The 20,038-nt window shown below is 61.5% G+C and carries 15 protein-coding genes and 1 other RNA gene; 9 read left to right on the plus strand and 7 right to left on the minus strand.

Annotated elements, in window-relative coordinates:
- Nucleotides 1-696: 696 nt before the first annotated feature.
- The 5 genes from F3J24_RS18585 to ompA all read right to left on the minus strand — a co-directional run bounded on the left by F3J24_RS18585 (nucleotide 697) and on the right by ompA (nucleotide 4,664).
- Nucleotides 697-1,941 carry an integrase arm-type DNA-binding domain-containing protein gene (locus tag F3J24_RS18585; RefSeq protein ID WP_167009572.1) on the minus strand — a complete coding sequence of 415 codons (1,245 nt, stop codon included), beginning with the start codon at nucleotides 1,939-1,941 and terminating at the stop codon, nucleotides 697-699.
- Nucleotides 1,942-2,158: 217 nt separating this feature from the next.
- Nucleotides 2,159-2,535, minus strand: a transfer-messenger RNA (tmRNA) gene (gene ssrA, locus F3J24_RS18590).
- Between the two features lie 13 nt (nucleotides 2,536-2,548).
- Nucleotides 2,549-3,214 carry an HAD-IA family hydrolase gene (locus tag F3J24_RS18595; RefSeq protein ID WP_167009574.1) on the minus strand — a complete coding sequence of 222 codons (666 nt, stop codon included), beginning with the start codon at nucleotides 3,212-3,214 and terminating at the stop codon, nucleotides 2,549-2,551.
- Nucleotides 3,215-3,219: 5 nt separating this feature from the next.
- A complete protein-coding gene (gene ubiG / locus F3J24_RS18600; RefSeq protein ID WP_167009576.1) occupies nucleotides 3,220-3,933 on the minus strand; it encodes a bifunctional 2-polyprenyl-6-hydroxyphenol methylase/3-demethylubiquinol 3-O-methyltransferase UbiG in 714 nt (237 codons plus the stop codon).
- Nucleotides 3,934-4,016: 83 nt separating this feature from the next.
- A complete protein-coding gene (ompA, locus tag F3J24_RS18605; protein ID WP_003057138.1) occupies nucleotides 4,017-4,664 on the minus strand; it encodes an outer membrane protein OmpA in 648 nt (215 codons plus the stop codon).
- Nucleotides 4,665-4,893: 229 nt separating this feature from the next.
- Between ompA and gyrA the strand changes: the two genes are divergently transcribed.
- From gyrA to lapB, 9 genes are all read left to right on the plus strand, one after another.
- Nucleotides 4,894-7,587, plus strand: a complete 2,694-nt coding sequence (gene gyrA / locus F3J24_RS18610) for a DNA gyrase subunit A (protein WP_167009578.1) — start codon at nucleotides 4,894-4,896, stop codon at nucleotides 7,585-7,587.
- 129 nt (nucleotides 7,588-7,716) lie between these two features.
- Nucleotides 7,717-8,826 (plus strand): 3-phosphoserine/phosphohydroxythreonine transaminase, encoded by a 1,110-nt coding sequence (serC, locus tag F3J24_RS18615; RefSeq protein ID WP_167009580.1) that lies wholly within the window; start codon nucleotides 7,717-7,719, stop codon nucleotides 8,824-8,826.
- A gap of 122 nt (nucleotides 8,827-8,948) precedes the next feature.
- Nucleotides 8,949-10,049: a prephenate dehydratase gene (pheA, locus tag F3J24_RS18620; RefSeq protein ID WP_114864415.1), complete on the plus strand. Its 1,101-nt coding sequence runs from the start codon at nucleotides 8,949-8,951 to the stop codon at nucleotides 10,047-10,049.
- On the plus strand, nucleotides 10,049-10,945 hold the full coding sequence (locus F3J24_RS18625; RefSeq protein WP_167009582.1) for a prephenate dehydrogenase/arogenate dehydrogenase family protein: 897 nt from the start codon (nucleotides 10,049-10,051) through the stop codon (nucleotides 10,943-10,945). Before pheA ends, F3J24_RS18625 begins: the two co-directional genes overlap by 1 nt.
- Before the next feature lie 106 nt (nucleotides 10,946-11,051).
- Nucleotides 11,052-13,112 (plus strand): bifunctional 3-phosphoshikimate 1-carboxyvinyltransferase/cytidylate kinase, encoded by a 2,061-nt coding sequence (locus F3J24_RS18630; protein ID WP_167009584.1) that lies wholly within the window; start codon nucleotides 11,052-11,054, stop codon nucleotides 13,110-13,112.
- 195 nt (nucleotides 13,113-13,307) lie between these two features.
- Nucleotides 13,308-14,990, plus strand: a complete 1,683-nt coding sequence (gene rpsA, locus F3J24_RS18635) for a 30S ribosomal protein S1 (protein WP_003057144.1) — start codon at nucleotides 13,308-13,310, stop codon at nucleotides 14,988-14,990.
- A gap of 109 nt (nucleotides 14,991-15,099) precedes the next feature.
- Complete coding sequence (locus F3J24_RS18640) at nucleotides 15,100-15,420, plus strand: integration host factor subunit beta (protein WP_043006739.1); 321 nt, start codon at nucleotides 15,100-15,102, stop codon at nucleotides 15,418-15,420.
- A 109-nt stretch (nucleotides 15,421-15,529) separates the two neighbouring features.
- Entirely contained in the window at nucleotides 15,530-15,865 is a 336-nt protein-coding gene (locus tag F3J24_RS18645; protein WP_167009586.1) for a lipopolysaccharide assembly LapA domain-containing protein, read from the plus strand.
- Nucleotides 15,855-17,012, plus strand: coding sequence for a lipopolysaccharide assembly protein LapB (lapB, locus tag F3J24_RS18650; protein WP_167009588.1), 1,158 nt, complete (start codon nucleotides 15,855-15,857; stop codon nucleotides 17,010-17,012). Before F3J24_RS18645 ends, lapB begins: the two co-directional genes overlap by 11 nt.
- Nucleotides 17,013-17,076: 64 nt before the next feature.
- Here lapB and F3J24_RS18655 read toward each other — a convergent pair whose 3' ends face one another.
- Together F3J24_RS18655 and rmuC are read right to left on the minus strand one after the other, a co-directional pair.
- Nucleotides 17,077-18,270 carry an MFS transporter gene (locus tag F3J24_RS18655; RefSeq protein WP_167009591.1) on the minus strand — a complete coding sequence of 398 codons (1,194 nt, stop codon included), beginning with the start codon at nucleotides 18,268-18,270 and terminating at the stop codon, nucleotides 17,077-17,079.
- Entirely contained in the window at nucleotides 18,267-19,877 is a 1,611-nt protein-coding gene (gene rmuC / locus F3J24_RS18660) for a DNA recombination protein RmuC (RefSeq protein ID WP_167009952.1), read from the minus strand. The genes F3J24_RS18655 and rmuC overlap by 4 nt, the downstream gene beginning before the upstream one ends.
- Nucleotides 19,878-20,038 lie beyond the last annotated feature (161 nt).

Here is a 20,038-nt window from a genome sequence, read left to right on the forward strand (position 1 = left end):
AGAACTCCAACAGCACTCCTTCACGACCTAGTCTGAATTGCGATGCGCGCTTTACGAACTGTAACAGTTACAAGGCTGACATATGAGCCCAAAGTCACTTGGGCTGATCGTCGCCCAGCGCTTTGGGAAACCTGTGACCATAGCCGCTGCTCTAGCGGCTATGGGTCGACAGCTCCAACTCATTCGCCACGATAGGAGACCTTCGGGCTAGTTCTGCCGACGGTAGCGACCACTCTGGGAGCTTTATTCCAAAGCAGTCACAGCTCTACCGTCAGCATCAGTGCCTTGATGACTGCTTTGGAGCGGAAACCGGAAGCTAGGTGCTATCTCGATAAACGACAGAAATCGCTGCTAAGCAGTCACTGGTCGGCGCAGCTTGAATGGCTGCAACGGGTCGGCAGCGCCTATCCGTGCACGCGATAGCGGACATCTAGCAGCCCCTTGGTGGGGGTACTGATGACCAGCGTCGGCTGCTCACCTGAAAGCCGTCGCAGGGCTGGCTTGCTCCTTGGCGCTCGGATAACCGCTATGTGGTTGCAACCGAACGCTCGCGAGGAGGCCATGGACGGCAGCAATCGCTGCAAAGCAGGCTTAGACCTGCGAGGGTCGGCAGTCAGACCAGGCAACCCCAGAGACACTACTGATCACGGATTTCCGCTCTTTCGAGCAGCCAAAGCTCGATGCATTGCACATCGATTAGCCTACACACTTTTGCAGCTCGATCACGGTACCGCCAGCCCGCAGACAATCCAGGTAGTCAGCCCACTGCTGAACCTGATCGAAGCGCTTTGCCAAGTACTTCGTCCGGTTGTAACTACGTCCGTTGGCATCCTTGACAGCGTGCGCCAGATTGGCCTCAATAGCCAGTGGATCGAGGTCAAGCTGATCAACCAGCATGGTTCTGGCACTCGCCCGAAAGCCGTGCCAGCTTTGTTCTTCGCCAAACCCTAGGCTATATAAAGCTGTGCGCACCGAGTTATCCGACATAGGACGATCGTGGTCCCGTTGGCTAGGGAAGACATATTGCCCGCGGCCACTGAGCGGCAGCAGTTCGCGAAGCATCGTCACCGCTTGCTTGGGCAATGGCACAACGTGCGGCTCACCATTTTCCTTTTCCTGCACCGTGCGCTTCATCTTGGCGCTAGGGATAGTCCAAAGTGCAGCATCCAGGTCCAACTCAACCCACTCCATCGTCCGAAGGTTGCCAGGACGCTGGTAAAGCAATGGGGAAAGCAATAGTGCAGTGCGCACAAAAGGACCGCCTTTGTATGCGTGCATGGCCCTCAGAAGCTCTCCAAAACGCTCGGGCTCCACAATGGCAGGGAATTTCTTGCCTCGATATGGAGTCAAACGAGCCTTCAGACCCTCGGTGATGTCACGCTGTGTATTGCTGGCTGTAGGCAACCAATAACGCCAGACCTGCCGCGCCAGCATTAGTGCACGGTCAGCGGTCTCCACCGCCCCACGCGCTTCCACTTTCTGCAGCACTGACAACAACTCCATGGGCTGGATCTGCGTCATTTCCCGCTCACCGATATACGGAAACAAATCACGCTCTAGCTGACGATGCATCCGTTCTGCATGACCAAGACTCCAACGTGACACCTGTTTGCCATACCACTCCAGTGCTACAGCCTTGAAAGTGTCAGCAACCCCAGTTGGGTTGATCAATTTTTCCAGCTTGCGTGCCTTGACGGGATCAACGCCTTCTGACTTCTGCAGCCGAGCAACATCTCTGGCTTTCCGAGCAGCCGTCAAGCCGACCTCCGGATAGCTGCCAAGCGCCAGACGCCTCTCTTTGCCGTCTTTTCGATACTTCCAGAACCAGCGCCGAGACCCTGCAGGACTGACCTCAAGATACAGGCCACCTGCGTCGGAAAAACGCTCTCGCTTGGCACCGGGGGAACAGACTGCGTTTCGGCACTGTGCATCAGTCAACATAGGGGGAACAAATCCTCTCAAAAAGCCCTTCCCCAGAGGGACAGGGGGAACAATAGTGGGTAAATTTACCATTACCCCCATGTGTTCCCCCAACTGTTCCCCATGTATGCATTGGCAGCAGTGAAATCACTTAAGACACAAAAAGACGATAAGTCATTGATTTACCAAAAGAAAAAGGGGTCCAATGAACCTCATTGAACCCCTTTGTACGGGTGGATGGTGGAGCTGGCGGGAATTGAACCCGCGTCCGTAAGCCTTCGCCGGACAGATCTACATGTTTAGTGCTCTGTTTTGAATCTCGCCACCCAAACCCCGCAGGCACACGCTGTCTGGGTAGCCAGCTTCCTTAAATCTCGCCAAATACCAAGAAGCCCGGTATCCAGCCAGCTAATGTAAATTCCCTTGCAGCCGGGAGGTATTGCTACCCCCTTGCCCAGCCCACTAGCGTGCTGTTGCAAGGCTCACCGGATTAAGCGGCGAGTGCGAAACGTTCGTCGTTTGCAGTTAGTTTTTTGAATGGAGATTTACGAGCATCACTCAAGCTCGACATGCACCGCACCGGTCCCGAACCCACGTCGAAACCAGGACAGCCCCTTAGTCGCCTATTCTAGCCGCATCCCAGCAACTTCAACAGCTCAAGCGGTGAATTGATGTGGGCATCCGCCCCCCAATGAGCCGTATCTGCCGTTGTACCCAGGTAGCCATAGCGTGCTGCCACCGTCTTCATACCCGCTGCAGCACCCGCCTGGATATCGCGCTCATCATCTCCAACATATATGCAATGCTCGGGAGCAATCTGCATGCGTCGCGCGGCTTCAAACAAGGGCTCGGGGTGGGGCTTGGAATGCGGTGTCGTGTCCCCGCTCACCACGGCCGCAGCCTGAGCAAACAATGGCATCTGACGCGTCAACGGGTCGGTGAAGCGCATGGACTTGTTGGTCACCACCCCCCACAGCAATGGGCCAGCCTCCAATGCCTGGATCAGCTCCGGTACACCCTCAAAAGCATAGGTGCGCTCGGTCATGCATTGCTCGTAATTGCGAAAGAACTCCTCGCGCATTTCCGCAAAGCCTACAGACTCTGGCGTCATGCCAAACGCAATGCCCAACATTCCGCGTGCGCCGGCTCCGGCCATATGGCGGTAGGCATTGAGCGGCAGCGAGGGCATTCCGCGATCCACGCGCATTTTGTCTGCGGCAGCCCCCAGATCGGGAGCGCTGTCGATCAAGGTGCCATCCAGATCAAAAAGAACGGCTCTCACATGTTTCCACATGACTGTCACTCCTGAGGGCGGCGTGTTGCCAGCATGTAATTGACCGAGGTGTCATTGCTCAGCCAGTAGCGCCCCGAGATCGGGTTGTGCTCCATGCCCTTGCTGCCTTGGGCATCCAGGCCTGCTTCTCGTGCAAAGCGAGCCAGCTCGCTGGGGCGCAGCAGCTTGGCGTATTCATGCGTACCCTTGGGGATCATCTTGAGCATGTATTCGGCTGCCACGATCGCCAGCGCAAATGCCTTGGCATTGCGGTTGATGGTGGAAAAGAACACCCAGCCACCAGGCTTGACTAGCTGGGCGCAGGCCCGCACGATGGATGCGGGATCGGGCACATGCTCCAGCATTTCCATGCAGGTCACCACATCAAAGCTGGCAGGCTGCTCCTGCGCCAGCTGCTCAACGCTGACCTCATGATATTGAATATTGGGCGTCCCCGTTTCCAGAGCGTGCAACTGCGCCACGCGCAAAGCCTTGGTTGCCAGGTCGATACCCACCACCTTGGCCCCTTTGCGCGCCATGGAGTCCGCCAAAATGCCTCCGCCGCAACCCACATCCAGCACACGCTGGTTCGCCAGGGGCGCCTGGGCGTCGATCCATTCCAGTCTCAGGGGGTTGATCTGATGCAGTGGCTTGAATTCACTCTCGGGATCCCACCAGCGATGGGCCAGGCTGGAGAATTTTTCCAGTTCTGCCGGGTCGGCATTGATAGTGTTGCTCATGCCGCCATTGTCCGCGATTACCATGATCGATCGGGCATAAAAAAAGCCCCGTTGCCGGGGCTTTTTGTGTAGCAATCGAAAGATTACTGAGCAGCCTTGGTGCCCACAACTTCGATTTCCACGCGACGGTTTTGAGCGCGACCAGCAGCAGTGGCGTTGCTTGCCACGGGTTGCTTCTTGCCCTTGCCTTCGGTGTACACGCGGCTCTTTTCGATGCCCTTGGACACCAGGTAAGCCTTCACAGCTTCAGCGCGACGCACCGACAGCTTCTGGTTGTAAGCATCGGAACCGATGGAGTCGGTGTGACCCACGGCGATGATGACTTCCAGGTTGATGTCCTTGATCTTGCCGGTCAGGTCATCCAGCTTGGCCTTGCCTGCGGGCTTCAGCACGGACTTGTCGAAGTCGAAGAAAGCGTCAGCAGAGTAAGTAACCTTGGATGCCACTGCAGGCTGGGGAGCCACAGGAGCGGGAGGCACAACGGCTGGAGCAGGAGCTGCAGTGACCTGGGCCTTCAGAGCACCGTCGCAATCAACAGCGGCAGTAGCAGGAGTCCAGTTGGCATCGCGCCAGCACAGTTCGTTCGTGCCGTTCTTCCACACCAGTTCGCTGGTGCCGTTTTGCCAGTTGTCGATAGTCTTGCCACCGTCAGCAGCCTTCACTTGTGCGCCAGCGGCTGTCACGAGGGCAGCAGAGGCAAACAACATCGCCACTTTGTTCAGTTTCTTCATGGTTCTCCTCTTGGGGAAAAAGCCGCAGCAGGGCTGCGAATCTGTGGACGTCATCAGTGACCATCACCAAAAACGTTGAAATGATTGTGCCATACGTAACATGCAAGAGTGTTGTCAACTAGGCACCAACAAGTAGGACAGCTATGTAATTCCTCAGTTATGTTGCTCTGCTGCCACACGCCATTCGACCTAAAATGGCTGTTTTCCAGCCGTCAAAGTATCACTAGACATGACCCAGTTTGCTAAAGAAACTCTGCCCATCAGCCTTGAAGAGGAGATGCGTCGCAGTTATCTCGATTACGCCATGAGCGTGATCGTGGGCCGGGCGCTTCCTGATGCGCGTGATGGCCTCAAGCCCGTGCATCGCCGCGTACTGTACGCCATGCACGAACTCAATAACGACTGGAACCGCCCCTATAAGAAGTCGGCGCGTATCGTCGGTGACGTCATCGGTAAGTACCACCCTCACGGCGACAGCGCGGTCTACGACACCATCGTGCGCATGGCGCAGGACTTCTCGCTGCGCCACATGCTGGTCGACGGTCAGGGCAACTTCGGCTCGGTGGACGGCGACAGCGCCGCTGCCATGCGTTACACCGAAATCCGCCTGTCCAAGATCGCCCATGAAATGCTGGGCGACATCGACAAGGAGACCGTGGACTTCGGCCCCAACTACGACGGCTCCGAGAGCGAGCCACTGGTGCTGCCCAGCCGCCTGCCGAATCTGCTGGTCAACGGCTCCTCGGGTATTGCCGTGGGCATGGCCACGAATATCCCGCCGCACAACCTCAACGAGGTGGTGGACGGCTGCCTGCATTTGCTGCAGAACCCCGATGCCTCGATCGACGAGCTGATGGAGATCATCCCCGCGCCGGACTTCCCCACGGCCGGCATCATCTACGGCATCAACGGCGTCAAGGAAGGCTACCGCACGGGCCGTGGCCGCGTGGTGATGCGTGCCAAGTGCCACTTCGAGGACATCGACAAGGGCCAGCGCCAGTCCATCATCGTTGACGAGCTGCCCTACCAGGTCAACAAGAAGACGCTGCAGGAGCGCATGGCCGAGCTGGTGCACGAAAAGAAGATCGAGGGCATCAGCCATATCCAGGACGAGTCGGACAAGTCCGGCATGCGCCTGGTGATCGAATTGAAGCGCGGCGAAGTGCCCGAGGTGGTGCTCAACAACCTCTACAAGCTGACCCAGCTGCAAGACACCTTCGGCATGAACATGGTGGCGCTGGTCAACGGCCAGCCCAAGCTCTGCAATCTGAAGGATCTGATCCAGGTCTTCCTGGAGCACCGCCGCGAAGTGGTGACCCGCCGCACCGTGTTCGAGCTGCGCAAGGCGCGCGACCGCGGCCATGTGCTGGAAGGTCTGGCCGTAGCACTGGCCAATATCGACGACTTCATCGCCATCATCCGCAACGCTCCCACACCTCCCGTGGCCAAGGCCGCGCTGATGGAAAAATCCTGGGACAGCAAGCTGGTGCGCGAGATGCTCACCCGCACGCGCACCGACGGCGGTGTGGTCAATGCCGACGACTACCGCCCCGAGGGCCTGGAAGTCGAATTCGGCATGCAGCAAAACGGCCAGTACCGCCTGTCCGAAACCCAGGCCCAGGAAATTCTGCAGATGCGTCTGCAACGCCTGACCGGTCTGGAGCAGGACAAGATCGTGGCCGAGTACAAGGACATCATGGCGGTCATCGAAGACCTGCTGGACATCCTGGCCAAGCCCGAGCGCGTCTCCATCATCATTGGCGAAGAGCTCAACACCGTGAAGGCCGAGTTCGGTCAGTCCAAGAAGGGCGAGCGCCGCTCCACCGTGGAGTACAGCGCGCAGGACCTGTCCACCGAAGACCTGATCACGCCCACCGACATGGTGGTGACGCTCTCGCACACCGGCTACATCAAGAGCCAGCCCCTGTCCGAGTACCGCTCACAAAAGCGCGGCGGCCGCGGCAAGCAGGCCACAGCCACCAAGGAAGACGACTGGATCGACCAGCTCTTCATTGCCAATACGCACGACTATCTACTGTGCTTCTCCAACCGTGGCCGCATGTACTGGCTCAAGGTCTGGGAAGTGCCATCGGGCTCGCGCGGCTCGCGTGGTCGCCCCATCGTCAACATGTTCCCGCTGCAGGACGGCGAGAAGATCAACGTGGTGCTGCCGCTGACCGGCGAAAACCGCAGCTTCCCCGAAGATCACTACGTCTTCATGGCCACCAGCATGGGCACCGTCAAGAAGACCGCGCTGACCGAGTTCAGCAACCCGCGCAAGGCCGGCATTATTGCCGTGGGCCTGGACGAAGGCGACTACCTGATCGGCGCAGCGCTGACCGATGGCAAGCATGACGTGATGCTGTTCAGCGACGGCGGCAAGGCCGTGCGCTTTGACGAGAACGATGTGCGCCCCATGGGCCGCAATGCGCGCGGCGTGCGCGGCATGAACATCGAAGAGCATCAGAACGTGATCGCCATGCTGGTCGCCGAGGCCGACGACGGCACCGGCAACGTGGTAGCGGGTTCGCAAAGCGTGCTGACCGCCACCGAAAACGGCTACGGCAAGCGCACGGCCATCAGCGAATACACCCGCCACGGCCGCGGCACCAAGGGCATGATTGCAATCCAGCAGTCCGAGCGCAACGGCAAGGTCGTGGCTGCCACCCTGGTGGCGCCCGAGGACGAGATCATGCTGATCACCGACACCGGCGTGCTGGTGCGTACCCGGGTTGCGGAAATCCGCGAGCTGGGCCGCGCCACGCAAGGCGTGACGCTGATCAATCTGGACGCAGGCGCCAAGCTCATCGGCCTACAGCGCATCGTCGAAAATGATGCGAACGACAATGCTGGCGAGGACGGCGAAGCCGAAGACTCCGGCAGCACCGCCGAAGGTGCTGCCGAGTCCGGCGACGCATCCTGATCGGCCAGCCCCGGGCTGCCCCGATACGGACCAGACGCCACGGGCATGATCCATGCCCGTGGCCCAATGTTTTGATAGCTGAAAGCGCAAGCTAGACAAGCGCTTTCACATGTTTTGAGCGTAAATCTGATGAACCGCCCTTTTAACTTCTCCGCAGGCCCCGCCGCCATCCCTGAAGAAGTGCTGCAAACCGCAGCCGCCGAAATGCTGGACTGGCACGGCTCCGGCATGGGGGTGATGGAAATGAGCCACCGCGGCAAGGAATTCATCAGCATCTACGAAGCCGCCGAGGCCGATCTGCGCGAGCTGCTGGCCGTTCCCGCCCACTTCAAGATCCTGTTCATGCAGGGCGGCGGCATTGCCGAAAACGCCATCGTGCCCATGAATCTGTCGCGCGCCGGCGTGGTGGACTTTGTGGTGACCGGCAGCTGGAGCCAGAAATCGGCCAAGGAAGCCGCCAAGTACGCCAGCGATGCCAACGTGGCTGCCAGCGCCAAGGACAGCGACTACACCACGATTCCCGCCGCCAGCAGCTGGAATCTGAGCCGCGGCGCCAGCTACGTGCACATTTGCAGCAACGAGACCATTCACGGCGTGGAGTTCCACGAGCTGCCCGACCTTCAGGCCCTGGGCTCGGATGCACCCCTGGTCATCGACTTCTCCTCGCATGTGGCCTCGCGCTCCATCGACTGGAGCCGCGTGGGCCTGGCCTTTGGCGGCGCGCAGAAGAACATCGGCCCCGCGGGCCTGACCATCGTCATCGTGCGCGAAGACCTGCTGGGCCATGCCCTGCCCGTCTGCCCCTCGGCGTTTGATTACAAAACCGTGGCCGACAACGGCAGCATGTACAACACGCCTCCCACATGGGGCATCTACATGGCCGGCCTGACCTTCCAGTGGCTCAAGCGCCAGTCGGAAGGCGGCCTCAGCGGCGTGGCAGCCATGGAAGCGCGCAACATCGCCAAGGCCAAGCTGTTCTATGACTATGTGGACCAGTCCTCGTTCTATGTGAACAAGGTGGCCGCGAACTGCCGCTCGCGCATGAACATCCCGTTCTTCCTGAACGACGAATCGCGCAACGACGCCTTCCTGGCCGGCGCCAAACAGGCCGGCCTGCTGCAGCTCAAGGGCCACAAGTCCGTGGGCGGCATGCGCGCCAGCATCTACAACGCCATGCCCATCGAAGGCGTGCAGGCGCTGGTCGACTACATGCGGGACTTCGAGCAACGTCAGGCCTGAGCCCCGCCTTTAGCCTTGTAAAAAGATGAGCTGCCAGCGCTTTATCTGCAAGTACTTCACCAAGGTTTTGGTCTGAAATCCTTGTTCAACTTGCGCTAGCAGCTACGAAATTTGAGAGATTCATGAGCCAAGAACCCCAAGCCAGCCCCGAGCTGTTGTCGCTGCGCAACCAGATCGACTCCCTGGACCGCCAGTTGCTGGAACTGGTCAACCAGCGCGCCCATGTGGCCGAGCAGGTGGGCGAGCTCAAGAAAGCAGAAGGCTCGGCCTTCTTCCGCCCGGACCGCGTGGCCCAGGTGATCGAGAAGATCAAGTCCAACAACCCCGGCCCGCTCAAGGGCGCACATGTGGCCGCCATCTGGCGCGAGATCATGTCGGCCTGCCTGGCGCTGGAATCCCCCCAGCGCGTGGCCGTGCTCGGCCCTGCCGGCACCTTCTGCGAGGAAGCGGCGATCCAGTACTTCGGCGGCGCGGCCGACCTGATGTACTGCAACAGCTTCGAGGAAGTCTTTCATGCCACGGCCGCCGGTAGCGCCCAGTACGGCGTGGTGGGCGTGGAGAACTCCAACGAGGGCGTGGTCACACGCTCGCTGGACATGTTCCTGCACACGCCCTGCCATGTGGTGGGCGAAGTCAGCATGCTGATCCGCCACAACCTGATGCGCACCAGCAATACGCTGGACGGCATCGAAGTCGTGGCCGCCCACCCCCAGGCTCTGGCCCAGTGCCAGGGCTGGCTGTCCAAGCATCTGCCCCATGCCGAACGTCGCCCCGTGGAGAGCAATGCCGAAGGCGCGCGCCTGGCGGCCCTGCACCCCAACTGGGCCGGCATTGCCGGCGAACGTGCCGCCCAGCAGTTCGGCCTGCACATCGTCAGCCACGCGATCCAGGACGATGCCTACAACCGCACGCGTTTCGCCGTCATCTGCCTGCCGCACACGCTGGCCACGGCCGCGCCCAGCGGCAGCGACTGCACCAGCCTGGTGGTCTCGGTACCCAACACGGCTGGCGCCGTGCATGACCTGCTGGTGCCACTGAAGAAGCATGGCGTCTCGATGACGCGCTTCGAGTCGCGCCCGGCCCGCACCGGTCAATGGGAGTATTACTTCTACATCGACATCGAAGGCCACCCGGCCCAGGCCAATGTGGCCGCCGCCCTGCAGGAGCTGCAAGGCCTGTGCGCGTTCTACAAGGTGCTGGGCACCTACCCGGTGAGCAAGTGATGGGAGCTCAGGAATTGCAGCCGTTCGAGCAGCTCGGCTTGATCGGCTGCGGATTGATGGGCGGCTCCTTCGCGCTGGCACTCAAGAAGGCCGGCCTGGTCAAGCGCGTGGTGGGCTACAGCAAATCGCCGTCGACCACCGAGCGCGCCCGCCAGATGGGCGTGATCGACGTGGAGGCACCTTCCGCCCTGCTGGCGGCGGCCGGCGCCGATCTGGTGCTGCTGGCCGTCCCCGTGGCGGCCACCGAGGCCACACTCAAGTCCATCAAGCATCTGGTCACGCCCCAGATGATGATCATGGACGTAGGCTCCACCAAGGTCGATGTGGTGCAGGCAGCACGTTCGGCGCTGCGTGACCAGATCGGCAGCTTTGTGCCCGCCCACCCCATCACCGGCAAGGAAGTGGCCGGCGTTGAACACGCCGATGTCAAGCTTTATCAGGGCGCCCAGGTCGTGCTGACTCCGACGGAGCGCACGCTGACCGCGCATCTGGCCAAGGCCCAGGCGCTGTGGCAGGCGCTGGGATGCAAGGTCACGGCCATGTCGCCCGAGGCCCATGACGGCACACTCGCCACTGTCAGCCACCTGCCCCATCTGCTGGCATTTGCCATGATGCAAAGCGTGCTGAACCAGCCCGGTGCCGACGATATGCTGGCGCTGGCCGGCCCCGGCTTCCGCGACTTCACCCGCATTGGTGCAGGCGACCCCAAGCTCTGGCGCGACGTGCTGCTGGCCAACCGCGATCAGGTGCTGGCCCAGTCGCGTCAGTTCCGCCAGGCGCTGGAGCAGCTCGAAGGGCTGATGCAGGCCAACGACGGCCAGGGCCTGCAGGACCGCCTGACCCTGGCCAGCGCCGCGCGCGCCGAATGGACCATGGGCGGCAAGCGAGGCTCTTAAACTAGCGGCGTCGATCTATTCACCCAACCGCCACAGACACCGGGCAACGCCCGCCGCGCAGCCCGGTGTCGAAGCAGCCAGGCTGCGCAGGGGTTACGAGAGTTTTATGTTCACCACCGAATTTCTGGATCTGCCCGCACTGGACTCCGCCAACGGCACCGTCAGCCTGCCCGGCTCCAAGAGCATCTCCAATCGCGTGCTGCTGCTGGCCGCACTGAGCCAGGGCACCACCACCATTCACGACCTGCTGGATTCGGACGACACCCGCGTCATGCTGGCCGGACTCAAGCAGCTGGGCTGCCGGATCAGCCCCGATGCCGTCACGCCCGGCCAGGCCATTGACGTCACCGGCATCGGCGGCCAGCTGCCGGCCGGCACAGTGGCAACGCTGTTCCTGGGCAATGCCGGCACGGCCATGCGCCCGCTGACTGCGGCGCTGTCGGTGCTGGGCGGCGACTTCGAGATGACCGGCGTTCCCCGTATGTACGAGCGCCCGATCGGCAACCTGGTCGACGCGCTGCGCCAGTTGGGCTGCAAGATCGACTATCTGAAGGACGAAGGCTTTCCGCCCCTGAAGATCGGCCAGCCCGACTTCAGCCAGCTAGGCAGCGAGTCCATCAAGGTGCGCGGCGATGTCTCCAGCCAGTTCCTGACCTCGCTGCTGATGGCCCTGCCCCTGCTAGCCAAGGAACGTGACATCAGCATCGAGGTGGTGGGCGAGCTGATCTCCAAGCCCTATATCCACATCACGCTGGAGCTGCTGGCGCGCTTCGGCATTGCCGTGAAGAACGACCGCTGGCAGCGCTTTGTGATCCCCGCAGGCAGCCACTACCAGTCGCCAGGCGCCATCCATGTGGAGGCAGACGCCTCGTCGGCCAGCTATTTCATCGCGCTGGGCGCGATTGCCACCGGCACCACCGATGACGCCGATGCCGACAACGCGCCGCAGCCCAAGAGCATCCGCATTCTGGGTGTGGGCCAGGACTCGATCCAGGGCGATATCCGCTTCATCGAGGCCGCCCAGGCCATGGGCGCAAAGATCGAAAGCGGCCCCAACTGGCTGCAGGTCAGCCGTGGCAGCTGGCCTCTGAAAGCCATCGACCTCGATTGCAACCATATTCCCGACGCGGCCATGACGCTGGGTACCATGGCGCTGTATGCCGACGGCGTGACCACGCTGCGCAACATCGCCAGCTGGCGCGTCAAGGAAACCGACCGCATTGCCGCCATGGCGATCGAGCTGCGCAAGCTCGGCGCCTCGGTAGAAGAAGGTGCGGACTACATCCGCATCAGCCCCCCGGCGGGCAAGGCCGCCTGGAAAGCAGCCAGCATCCACACCTACGACGACCACCGCGTCGCCATGTGCTTCTCGCTGGCGGCCTTCAACCCGGCCAAGCTGCCCGTGCGCATCGAAGACCCAAAATGCGTGGCCAAGACCTTCCCTGACTATTTCGAGGCGCTGTTCTCCGTCAGCGAAGCCGAGCGCGAGCACATCCCCGTGATCTGCATCGACGGGCCCACGGCCTCCGGCAAGGGCACGATTGCCGCAGAAGTCGCCAGGGCCCTGGGCTACCAGTTGCTGGACTCAGGCGCGCTGTATCGCATCACCGGCCTGGCCGCATCGCGTGCCGGCATGACGCTTGACGAGTCGAACGAGGAAACCATTGCCGAGATGGCGCTGGACATGCCCGTGCGCTTCGATGCGCAGCAGCGTGTCTGGCTGGGTGACGAGGACATCAGCCTGGCCATTCGCAGCGAAGAAGCCGGTATGAACGCCTCGCGCGTCTCGGCCCTGCCCGCCGTGCGCACCGCGCTGGTGGATCTGCAGCTGTCCTTCCAGGCCCTGCCCGGGCTGGTGGCCGACGGCCGCGACATGGGTACGGTCATCTTCCCCCACGCTCCGCTCAAGGTCTATTTGTGGGCATCTGCCCAGTGCCGCGCGGAGCGCCGATATAAACAGTTGATTTCCAAAGGAATTTCAGCTAATATGTCCACCCTTTTGGCAGACCTTGAGGCAAGAGACGCGCGCGACATGAATCGCGCCACCGCTCCGCTCAAGCCCGCCGAGGATTCTTTGCAGCTCGACAGCTCCGAGATGGCCATTGAAGAAGTGGTTGCCCAGGTGCTGTCGTGGTGGCAGGAACGCCAGCCGTTTGGCCGCTCTTGAGGCTTCAACTTGAAGTTTTCGAGGCAGCCCGCATCTGGCTTGTTGGCCCTTGATGCCAGGCTTTCGCAGACCGCGAACCGGCAGCAAGGTTGTTAACCTTTAACCCCGTGGGCCCAAACCCACAACCTCCGCAATCAGTCTTAAAAACGCTTGGCAATGGTGCCGACGGAAACCTGATTGCGGGCAAGGAACTACATGTCTGAATCTTTTGCCGCCCTTTTTGAAGAGTCGTTGACACGCACCGAAATGCGTCCTGGCGAAGTTATCACCGCTGAAGTCGTGCGCGTTGAGCACAACTTCGTGGTGGTGAACGCCGGCCTGAAGTCGGAAGCCTACGTGCCCCTCGACGAGTTCAAGAACGACCAGGGCGAAGTCGAAGTCCAAGTGGGTGACTTCGTGTCCGTGGCCATCGGCTCCATCGAAAACGGCTACGGCGACACCATCCTGTCCCGTGACACCGCCAAGCGTCTGGCTTCCTGGCTGTCGCTGGAAAAGGCTCTGGAATCCGGCGAATTCGTGACCGGCACCACTTCCGGCAAGGTCAAGGGCGGCCTGACCGTTCTGGTCAACGGCATCCGCGCTTTCCTGCCCGGTTCGCTGATCGACACACGTCCTATCAAGGACCTGACTCCCTACGAAAACAAGACCCTGGAATTCAAGGTCATCAAGCTGGATCGCAAGCGCAACAACGTGGTGCTGTCGCGCCGCGCTGTGGTGGAAGCCTCCATGGGCGAAGAGCGCGCCAAGCTGATGGAAACCCTGAAGGAAGGCGCTATTGTTCAGGGCGTGGTCAAGAACATCACCGAATACGGTGCGTTCGTGGACCTGGGCGGTATCGACGGCCTGCTGCACATCACCGACATGGCATGGCGCCGTGTGCGTCACCCCTCCGAAGTGGTGACTGCTGGCCAGGAAATCACTGCCAAGATCCTGAAGTTCGACACCGAAAAGAACCGCGTGTCCCTGGGTCTGAAGCAAATGGGCGACGATCCCTGGATGGGCGTGGCTCGCCGCTACCCCTCCGCTACCCGTCTGTTCGGCAAGGTCACCAACATTGCTGACTACGGCGCATTCGTGGAACTGGAACCCGGCATCGAAGGCCTGGTGCACGTTTCCGAAATGGACTGGACCAACAAGAACATTGCTCCCACCAAGCTCGTGTCCCTGGGCGACGAAGTGGAAGTCATGGTTCTGGAAATCGACGAAGACAAGCGTCGCATCTCCCTGGGCATGAAGCAGTGCAAGGCTAACCCCTGGCAAGAATTCGCCCAGAACACCAAGCGCGGCGACCGCGTGAAGGGCCCCATCAAGTCCATCACCGACTTCGGCGTGTTCGTGGGTCTGGCTGCCGGTATCGACGGCCTGGTGCACCTGTCTGACCTGTCGTGGAACGAAGCCGGCGAAGCCGCCGTTCGTAACTACAAGAAGGGTCAAGAAGTCGAAGCCATCGTGCTGGCCGTGGACGTTGAGCGCGAGCGCATCTCCCTGGGCATCAAGCAACTGGACAGCGATCCCTTCACGACCTTCGTGACCGTGAACGACAAGGGCCAAGTTGTGACCGGTAAGGTCAAGACTGTGGACGCCAAGGGCGCTGAAATCGACCTGGGTGAAGACATCATCGGCTACCTGCGCGCTTCCGAAATCTCGCAAGACCGCGTGGAAGATGCTCGTTCCGTCCTGAAGGAAGGCGACGAAGTGACTGCTGTGGTGGTGAACGTGGATCGCAAGAGCCGCAACATCCAGCTGTCCATCAAGCAAAAGGATCACGCTGAACAGCAAGTCGCCATGGCTTCCCTGTCGGCTCAGTCCTCCAAGGAAAACGCTGGTACCACCAGCCTGGGCGCTCTGCTGCGCGCCAAGCTGGACGCTGACAAGTAAATCTTGCATCAGCCGGTCAGCCAGCTCGCCTGGCTGACCGCCAAGCGTCAAAGACAACGGGCGCCCTGAGCGCCCGTTGTTGTTTTCAACCTAGAGCCTCCGCCACCCGATGACCCGATCCGATCTCGTCGAAGAACTTGCCGCCCAATTTGGCCAACTCAACCAACGTGATGCCGAGCAGGCCGTCAAAACCATTCTGGATGCCGTCAGCGATGCCCTGGTGCGCGGTCACCGTATCGAAATTCGCGGCTTTGGCAGCTTTGCCATCAATCACCGCCAACCCCGCATAGGCCGTAACCCCCGCTCGGGCGAGTCCGTTCAGGTTCCTTCCAAGCGCGTTCCACATTTCAAGCCCGGCAAGGCCTTGCGCGAAGCCGTGGACAATCTCAAGGCCGACGACTCCGCTGCCCAGCAGCCGCAGACCGCCTGAAGTCCGTAGGCACCGTCAGCCAAATCAGAGCTGAGCATGCCGCCGTTTGCCAGTCCGCACATAGGCTGGCCTAAAATCTTCCCGTCACACAAGGCGCATAAAGGGAAGCATGAAATACCTGCTGTGGCTGCTCAAGGCAGCCATTTTTTTCACTCTGTTCGCATTCGCACTCAACAACCAGCAAGACGCCACCGTGCATTTCTTCTTTGGCACGGCCTGGACGGCACCTCTGGTGCTGGTGGTTCTGGCGGCTTTTGCGCTAGGCCTTTTTGTTGGAGTGCTGGGCATGGTGCCACGCTGGCTCAAGCATCGCAGCGCCGCACGCGAAGCACAGGCCACTCAACAGGCGCCGAACGCCGCAGTCAACGCTGCCAGTGCAGCACCTGTGGTGAAGGAACAGAGCTCTTCTTCGATCATTGCGCCGGGCGACGTGCATGGAATTTAATCTGACTTGGATTTTGCTGGGCCTGCCTGCAGCCTTTGTGCTGGGTTGGCTGGCCTCCCGCTGGGATTTGCGCCAGGTGCGTGCCGACAACCGCCAGGCCCCCAAGGCGTATTTCAAGGGCCTGAACTTTCTGCTCAACGAGCAGCAGGACAAGGCCATCGATGCCTTTATCGAGGCCGTCCAGAACGACCCCGACACGACCGAACTGCACTTTGCATTGGGCAATCTGTTCCGCCGCCGCGGCGAATACAACCGTGCGGTGCGCGTTCACGAGCACCTGCTCAGCCGCGCCGACCTCACCCGCCCTGACCGGGACCGTGCCCAGCATGCACTGGCACAGGACTTTCTCAAGGCCGGCCTGCTGGACCGCGCCGAGGAGGCTCTGAACCGGCTGGAAGGCACGCAGTACGAAGGCGAGGCACGCCTGGCGCTGCTGGCCATTTACGAGCGCTCGCGCGACTGGGCCCAGGCAGCGGCCATCGTGCGCAAGATGCAGGCCGCAGGCCAGGGGGACTTCAGCACCCGGCTGGCCCATTACCTCTGCGAAGACGCGCAATCCCAGGTGGCCCATGGCCAGCTCGACAAGGCTTTTGCACAACTTGGGCAGGCTCTGGAGACCGCGCCGCAAGCTCCGCGCCCCCGTCTGGAGCTGGCCCAGCTCCAGCATCGGCAGGGGCAGTCCGCGCAGGCTTTGTCAAGCCTTCAGGCACTGGCACAGAACAGCCCCGCAGCCCTGCCCCTGGCGGCCAGTCTGCTGGTGGAAGTGGCCGAAGCAACCGGTGCACTGGGCGAGGCCCACAAGCTGCTGCTCAAGCACTATGAGCAGGCACCGTCGCTGGATCTGCTGCAGGCACTGGTCGCCATCGATCAGAAAAGCGGTGACGCAGCAGCGCCCGGCCGCCAGCGCCTGGTGAAGCATCTGGAGCATGAGTCATCCTTGGTGGCAGCCGCCCAATGGCTGGAAGGCGAGACCCTGACCGAAGAGCAGTACCATGCCACCGTGCAAAAGGCACTGAACCATGCCACCAAACCCCTAACCCGCTACCGCTGTGCAGCCTGTGGCTTTGAGGCGCGTACCCATTTCTGGCATTGCCCCGGTTGCCAGAGCTGGGACAGCTATCCGGCACGCAGGGTCGAAGAGCTCTAAACGCACTTCCAGAAGACAAAAGAGCGCCCAGGGCGCTCTTTTTTAATGCACGCAGCCGCACCGGCTAATGGCCGCCCCACTCATCCGTCGGCATATCCTGCTTGCCGATCAGCCAGGGCAGGCGCGAGGACACGCCGACCAGCGCCCCCACCGCCCAGAACAGAGCCGAGACACCGACCACCGTGCCGAGCGAGCCGAACAGAACCGGCATCAGCACGCTGGAGCCGTTGATGGCCATCATGCGCAACCCCAGCGCCTCGCCATGGCGCTCGGGAGGGGTGATCTGATGAATCATGCTCATCACCATGGGCTGCACCGATCCCAGCACCACGCCCAGCAAGACCGAACAGGCGCCCATGCTCCAGGCACCGGGCATGAAGGGGTAAGCGATGAACAGGGCGCAGGCAGCAACCATGGCGCCCAGCACCACTTGCGATTCGGCCATGTGGCGCGTGATGATGGGCATCAACAGGCGGATCACGGCCGCTGCAATCGCAAAAGCACCCAGGATGCTGCCGATCACCGAGGCAGGCAGTCCGCGCTCATGACCCAGAATGGGCACGACAAAGGTATGCACATCCCAGCAAGAGGAAAGCGCCCAGTTCAGCAGCAACAAGCGCCTGAAGCCCCGGTTCTGCACCAGGTCCCAGGCCGTTGCCTTCTGCTTCGTGCTCTCGGTCTGCAGCGCCGGCAGCTCCTGCACCGTTCTGGCCCAGAACCAGGCCGCCAGAGGCATCAGGGTCAGCAGCAGGAAGGCGGCCCTGAAGCCCGTGGTGCTGGCTGCTTCTCCGCCTGCATAGTCGATCAGCAGCCCGGCCGCAAACGGTCCCAGAAAGTTGGAAATGGCCGGGCCAATCGCCAGCCAGCTGAAGACCTTGCGCAACTCGTCCTTGTTGTGTGCCATGCGCCCCACATGGCGCTGCAGGGCGATGAGCGCCATGCCGGCTGCGCCGCCCGTCAGCAAAGCGCTCAGGCACAGCACCGGATAGATCGGGAACAGCACGGCCACTCCCGCTCCGGAACATGCGGCTGCCACACTGATGATGAGCGGGCGCTTGAGCCCGTGACGGTCCGCATAGCGCCCGGCGGGCAGCGACAGAAACACCTGGGTCAGTGCGAACAGCGCCAGCAGCATGCCGACCGCAGCGGCGCTATAGCCCTCCTTGAGCGCCAAAAGCGGCGTGGCCATGCGCATTCCGGTCATGGTGCCGTGGATACAGACTTGCGCAAGGATCAGGCGCAGCAGGGCTGCATTCATTCTTCGTCCTCGCTGGCGGTCTGATCGCCTCCGGGCGATGTGGCCGGAAACAGGGGCTGCTCCCGCCCGGCTTCATTCGGCAGCTCCTGCACATTGCGCAAATGACGCTGAATGGCGCGCGTGCGCACACCCACCTGATCGAACTTGCGCGCAGCGGCATCGATGGACTTGCGCGTGGCCTCAACCACCTCGCCAAACTTGCCGAACTCGGTCTTGACCTGACCGAGCACACCCCAGACCTCGGAGGAACGCTTCTCGATCGCCAGCGTCTTGAAGCCCATCTGCAGGCTGCTGAGCATGGCGGCCAGATTCGCGGGACCGGTAACCACGATGCGGTGCTCGTTCTGTAGCGCCTCGACCAGGCCTGGACGGCGCAGCACCTCGGCAAACAGGCCCTCGGTGGGCAGATACATGACGGCGAAGTCCGTGGTGTGCGGCGGTGCGATGTACTTGCTCGCAATCTTTCTGGCTTCGCCGCGAATCGATGTCTCGAAGGCATTGCCCGCTGCGACGATGCCCACGCGATCTGCGCTGTCCTGGGCATCCTGCAGGCGCTGGTAATGCTCGACCGGATATTTGGCATCGATGGGCAGCCATACGGGTTGTTCGTCGTTGCGCCCAGGCAGCCGGATGGCGAACTCGACCAGCTCATCGCTGTCAGGCACGGTCTTGACGTTTCTGGCGTACTGCTCGGGCGTGAGCACATTGTCGATGATGCTGCCCAGCTGCAGCTCGCCCCAGGTGCCGCGCGACTTCACATTGGTCATCACGCGCTTCAGATCGCCTACGCTGCCCGCCAGGGTCTGCATCTCGCCCAGTCCCTTGTGCACCTGCTCCAACCGGTCGCTGACCAGCTTGAAGGATTCGCCCAGACGCTGCTCCAGCGTGGCATGCAGTTTTTCATCGACGGTGCGGCGCATCTCGTCGAGCTTGAGGGCGTTGTCGCTCTGAATCGTGGCAAGGCGCTCGTTGAGCGTTGCACGCAACTGCTCGGCCGTGGTCTGCTGGCCCTGCGTCAGCGCAGCCAGCTGCTGGCTCACCGCATCCTGCAACACGGCAAACTGATGGCGCAGCTGCTCGCCGTTGCTGCCCAGCTGATCCTTGAGCGCAGCACCCATATTGGTGCTCATATGCGTGAGCTGCTGCTGGATATCGCCCTTGAGCGAGTCCAGCGTGCCGCGCGTCGTCTCGGCCAATGCCTCGAAGCGCTGCTGGACATGGACGGCCTGCTCCGAACTGCTTTGGGCCAGTGCCGCACGGGCTTGCTGGCTGTCGCCCGTCAGCCGCTGCGCAAGCTGGCCTACCTCTTCACGAAAGGCAGCCAGCGCCACCGCCTGCTCGCGCCGCGCGGCCAGTGCATCCTGCTGGGCCTGAGCGAGCTGGGTCTGCACATGCTGGGTGACACGGTCCAGGGCACCATCGCTCTTGGCCACCGTCATCTGGGTACTCTGGCTGCTGCGCTCAAGTTGCTGCAGCCTGACATCAAGTGCCTGCAATCCCTGCAGCAGCTGGGCTTGCAGCCTCATCGCATCAGGACCAAGAGCCAGCTCCGCCTGACGACGCAACCCCTGCAGCCGCCACAGCAGCACCAGGAGCAGGGCCACCATCAATGCGGCCACTGCCGCCAACCCAAGCCACCACGTAGTCACTGTCTTGCCACGCCTTTCACACTCTTGTTTTCATAGCTAGAAGCGCTTTACAGCAAAGCGCTACAGGCTTCTTTTGCATTAAACTTTCGCGGCCGGCATTGCAGACTGAGGTTTGCAAG

It is taken from the genome of Comamonas sp. Tr-654, assembly GCF_011752915.1.
Classification (GTDB): domain Bacteria; phylum Pseudomonadota; class Gammaproteobacteria; order Burkholderiales; family Burkholderiaceae_C; genus Comamonas.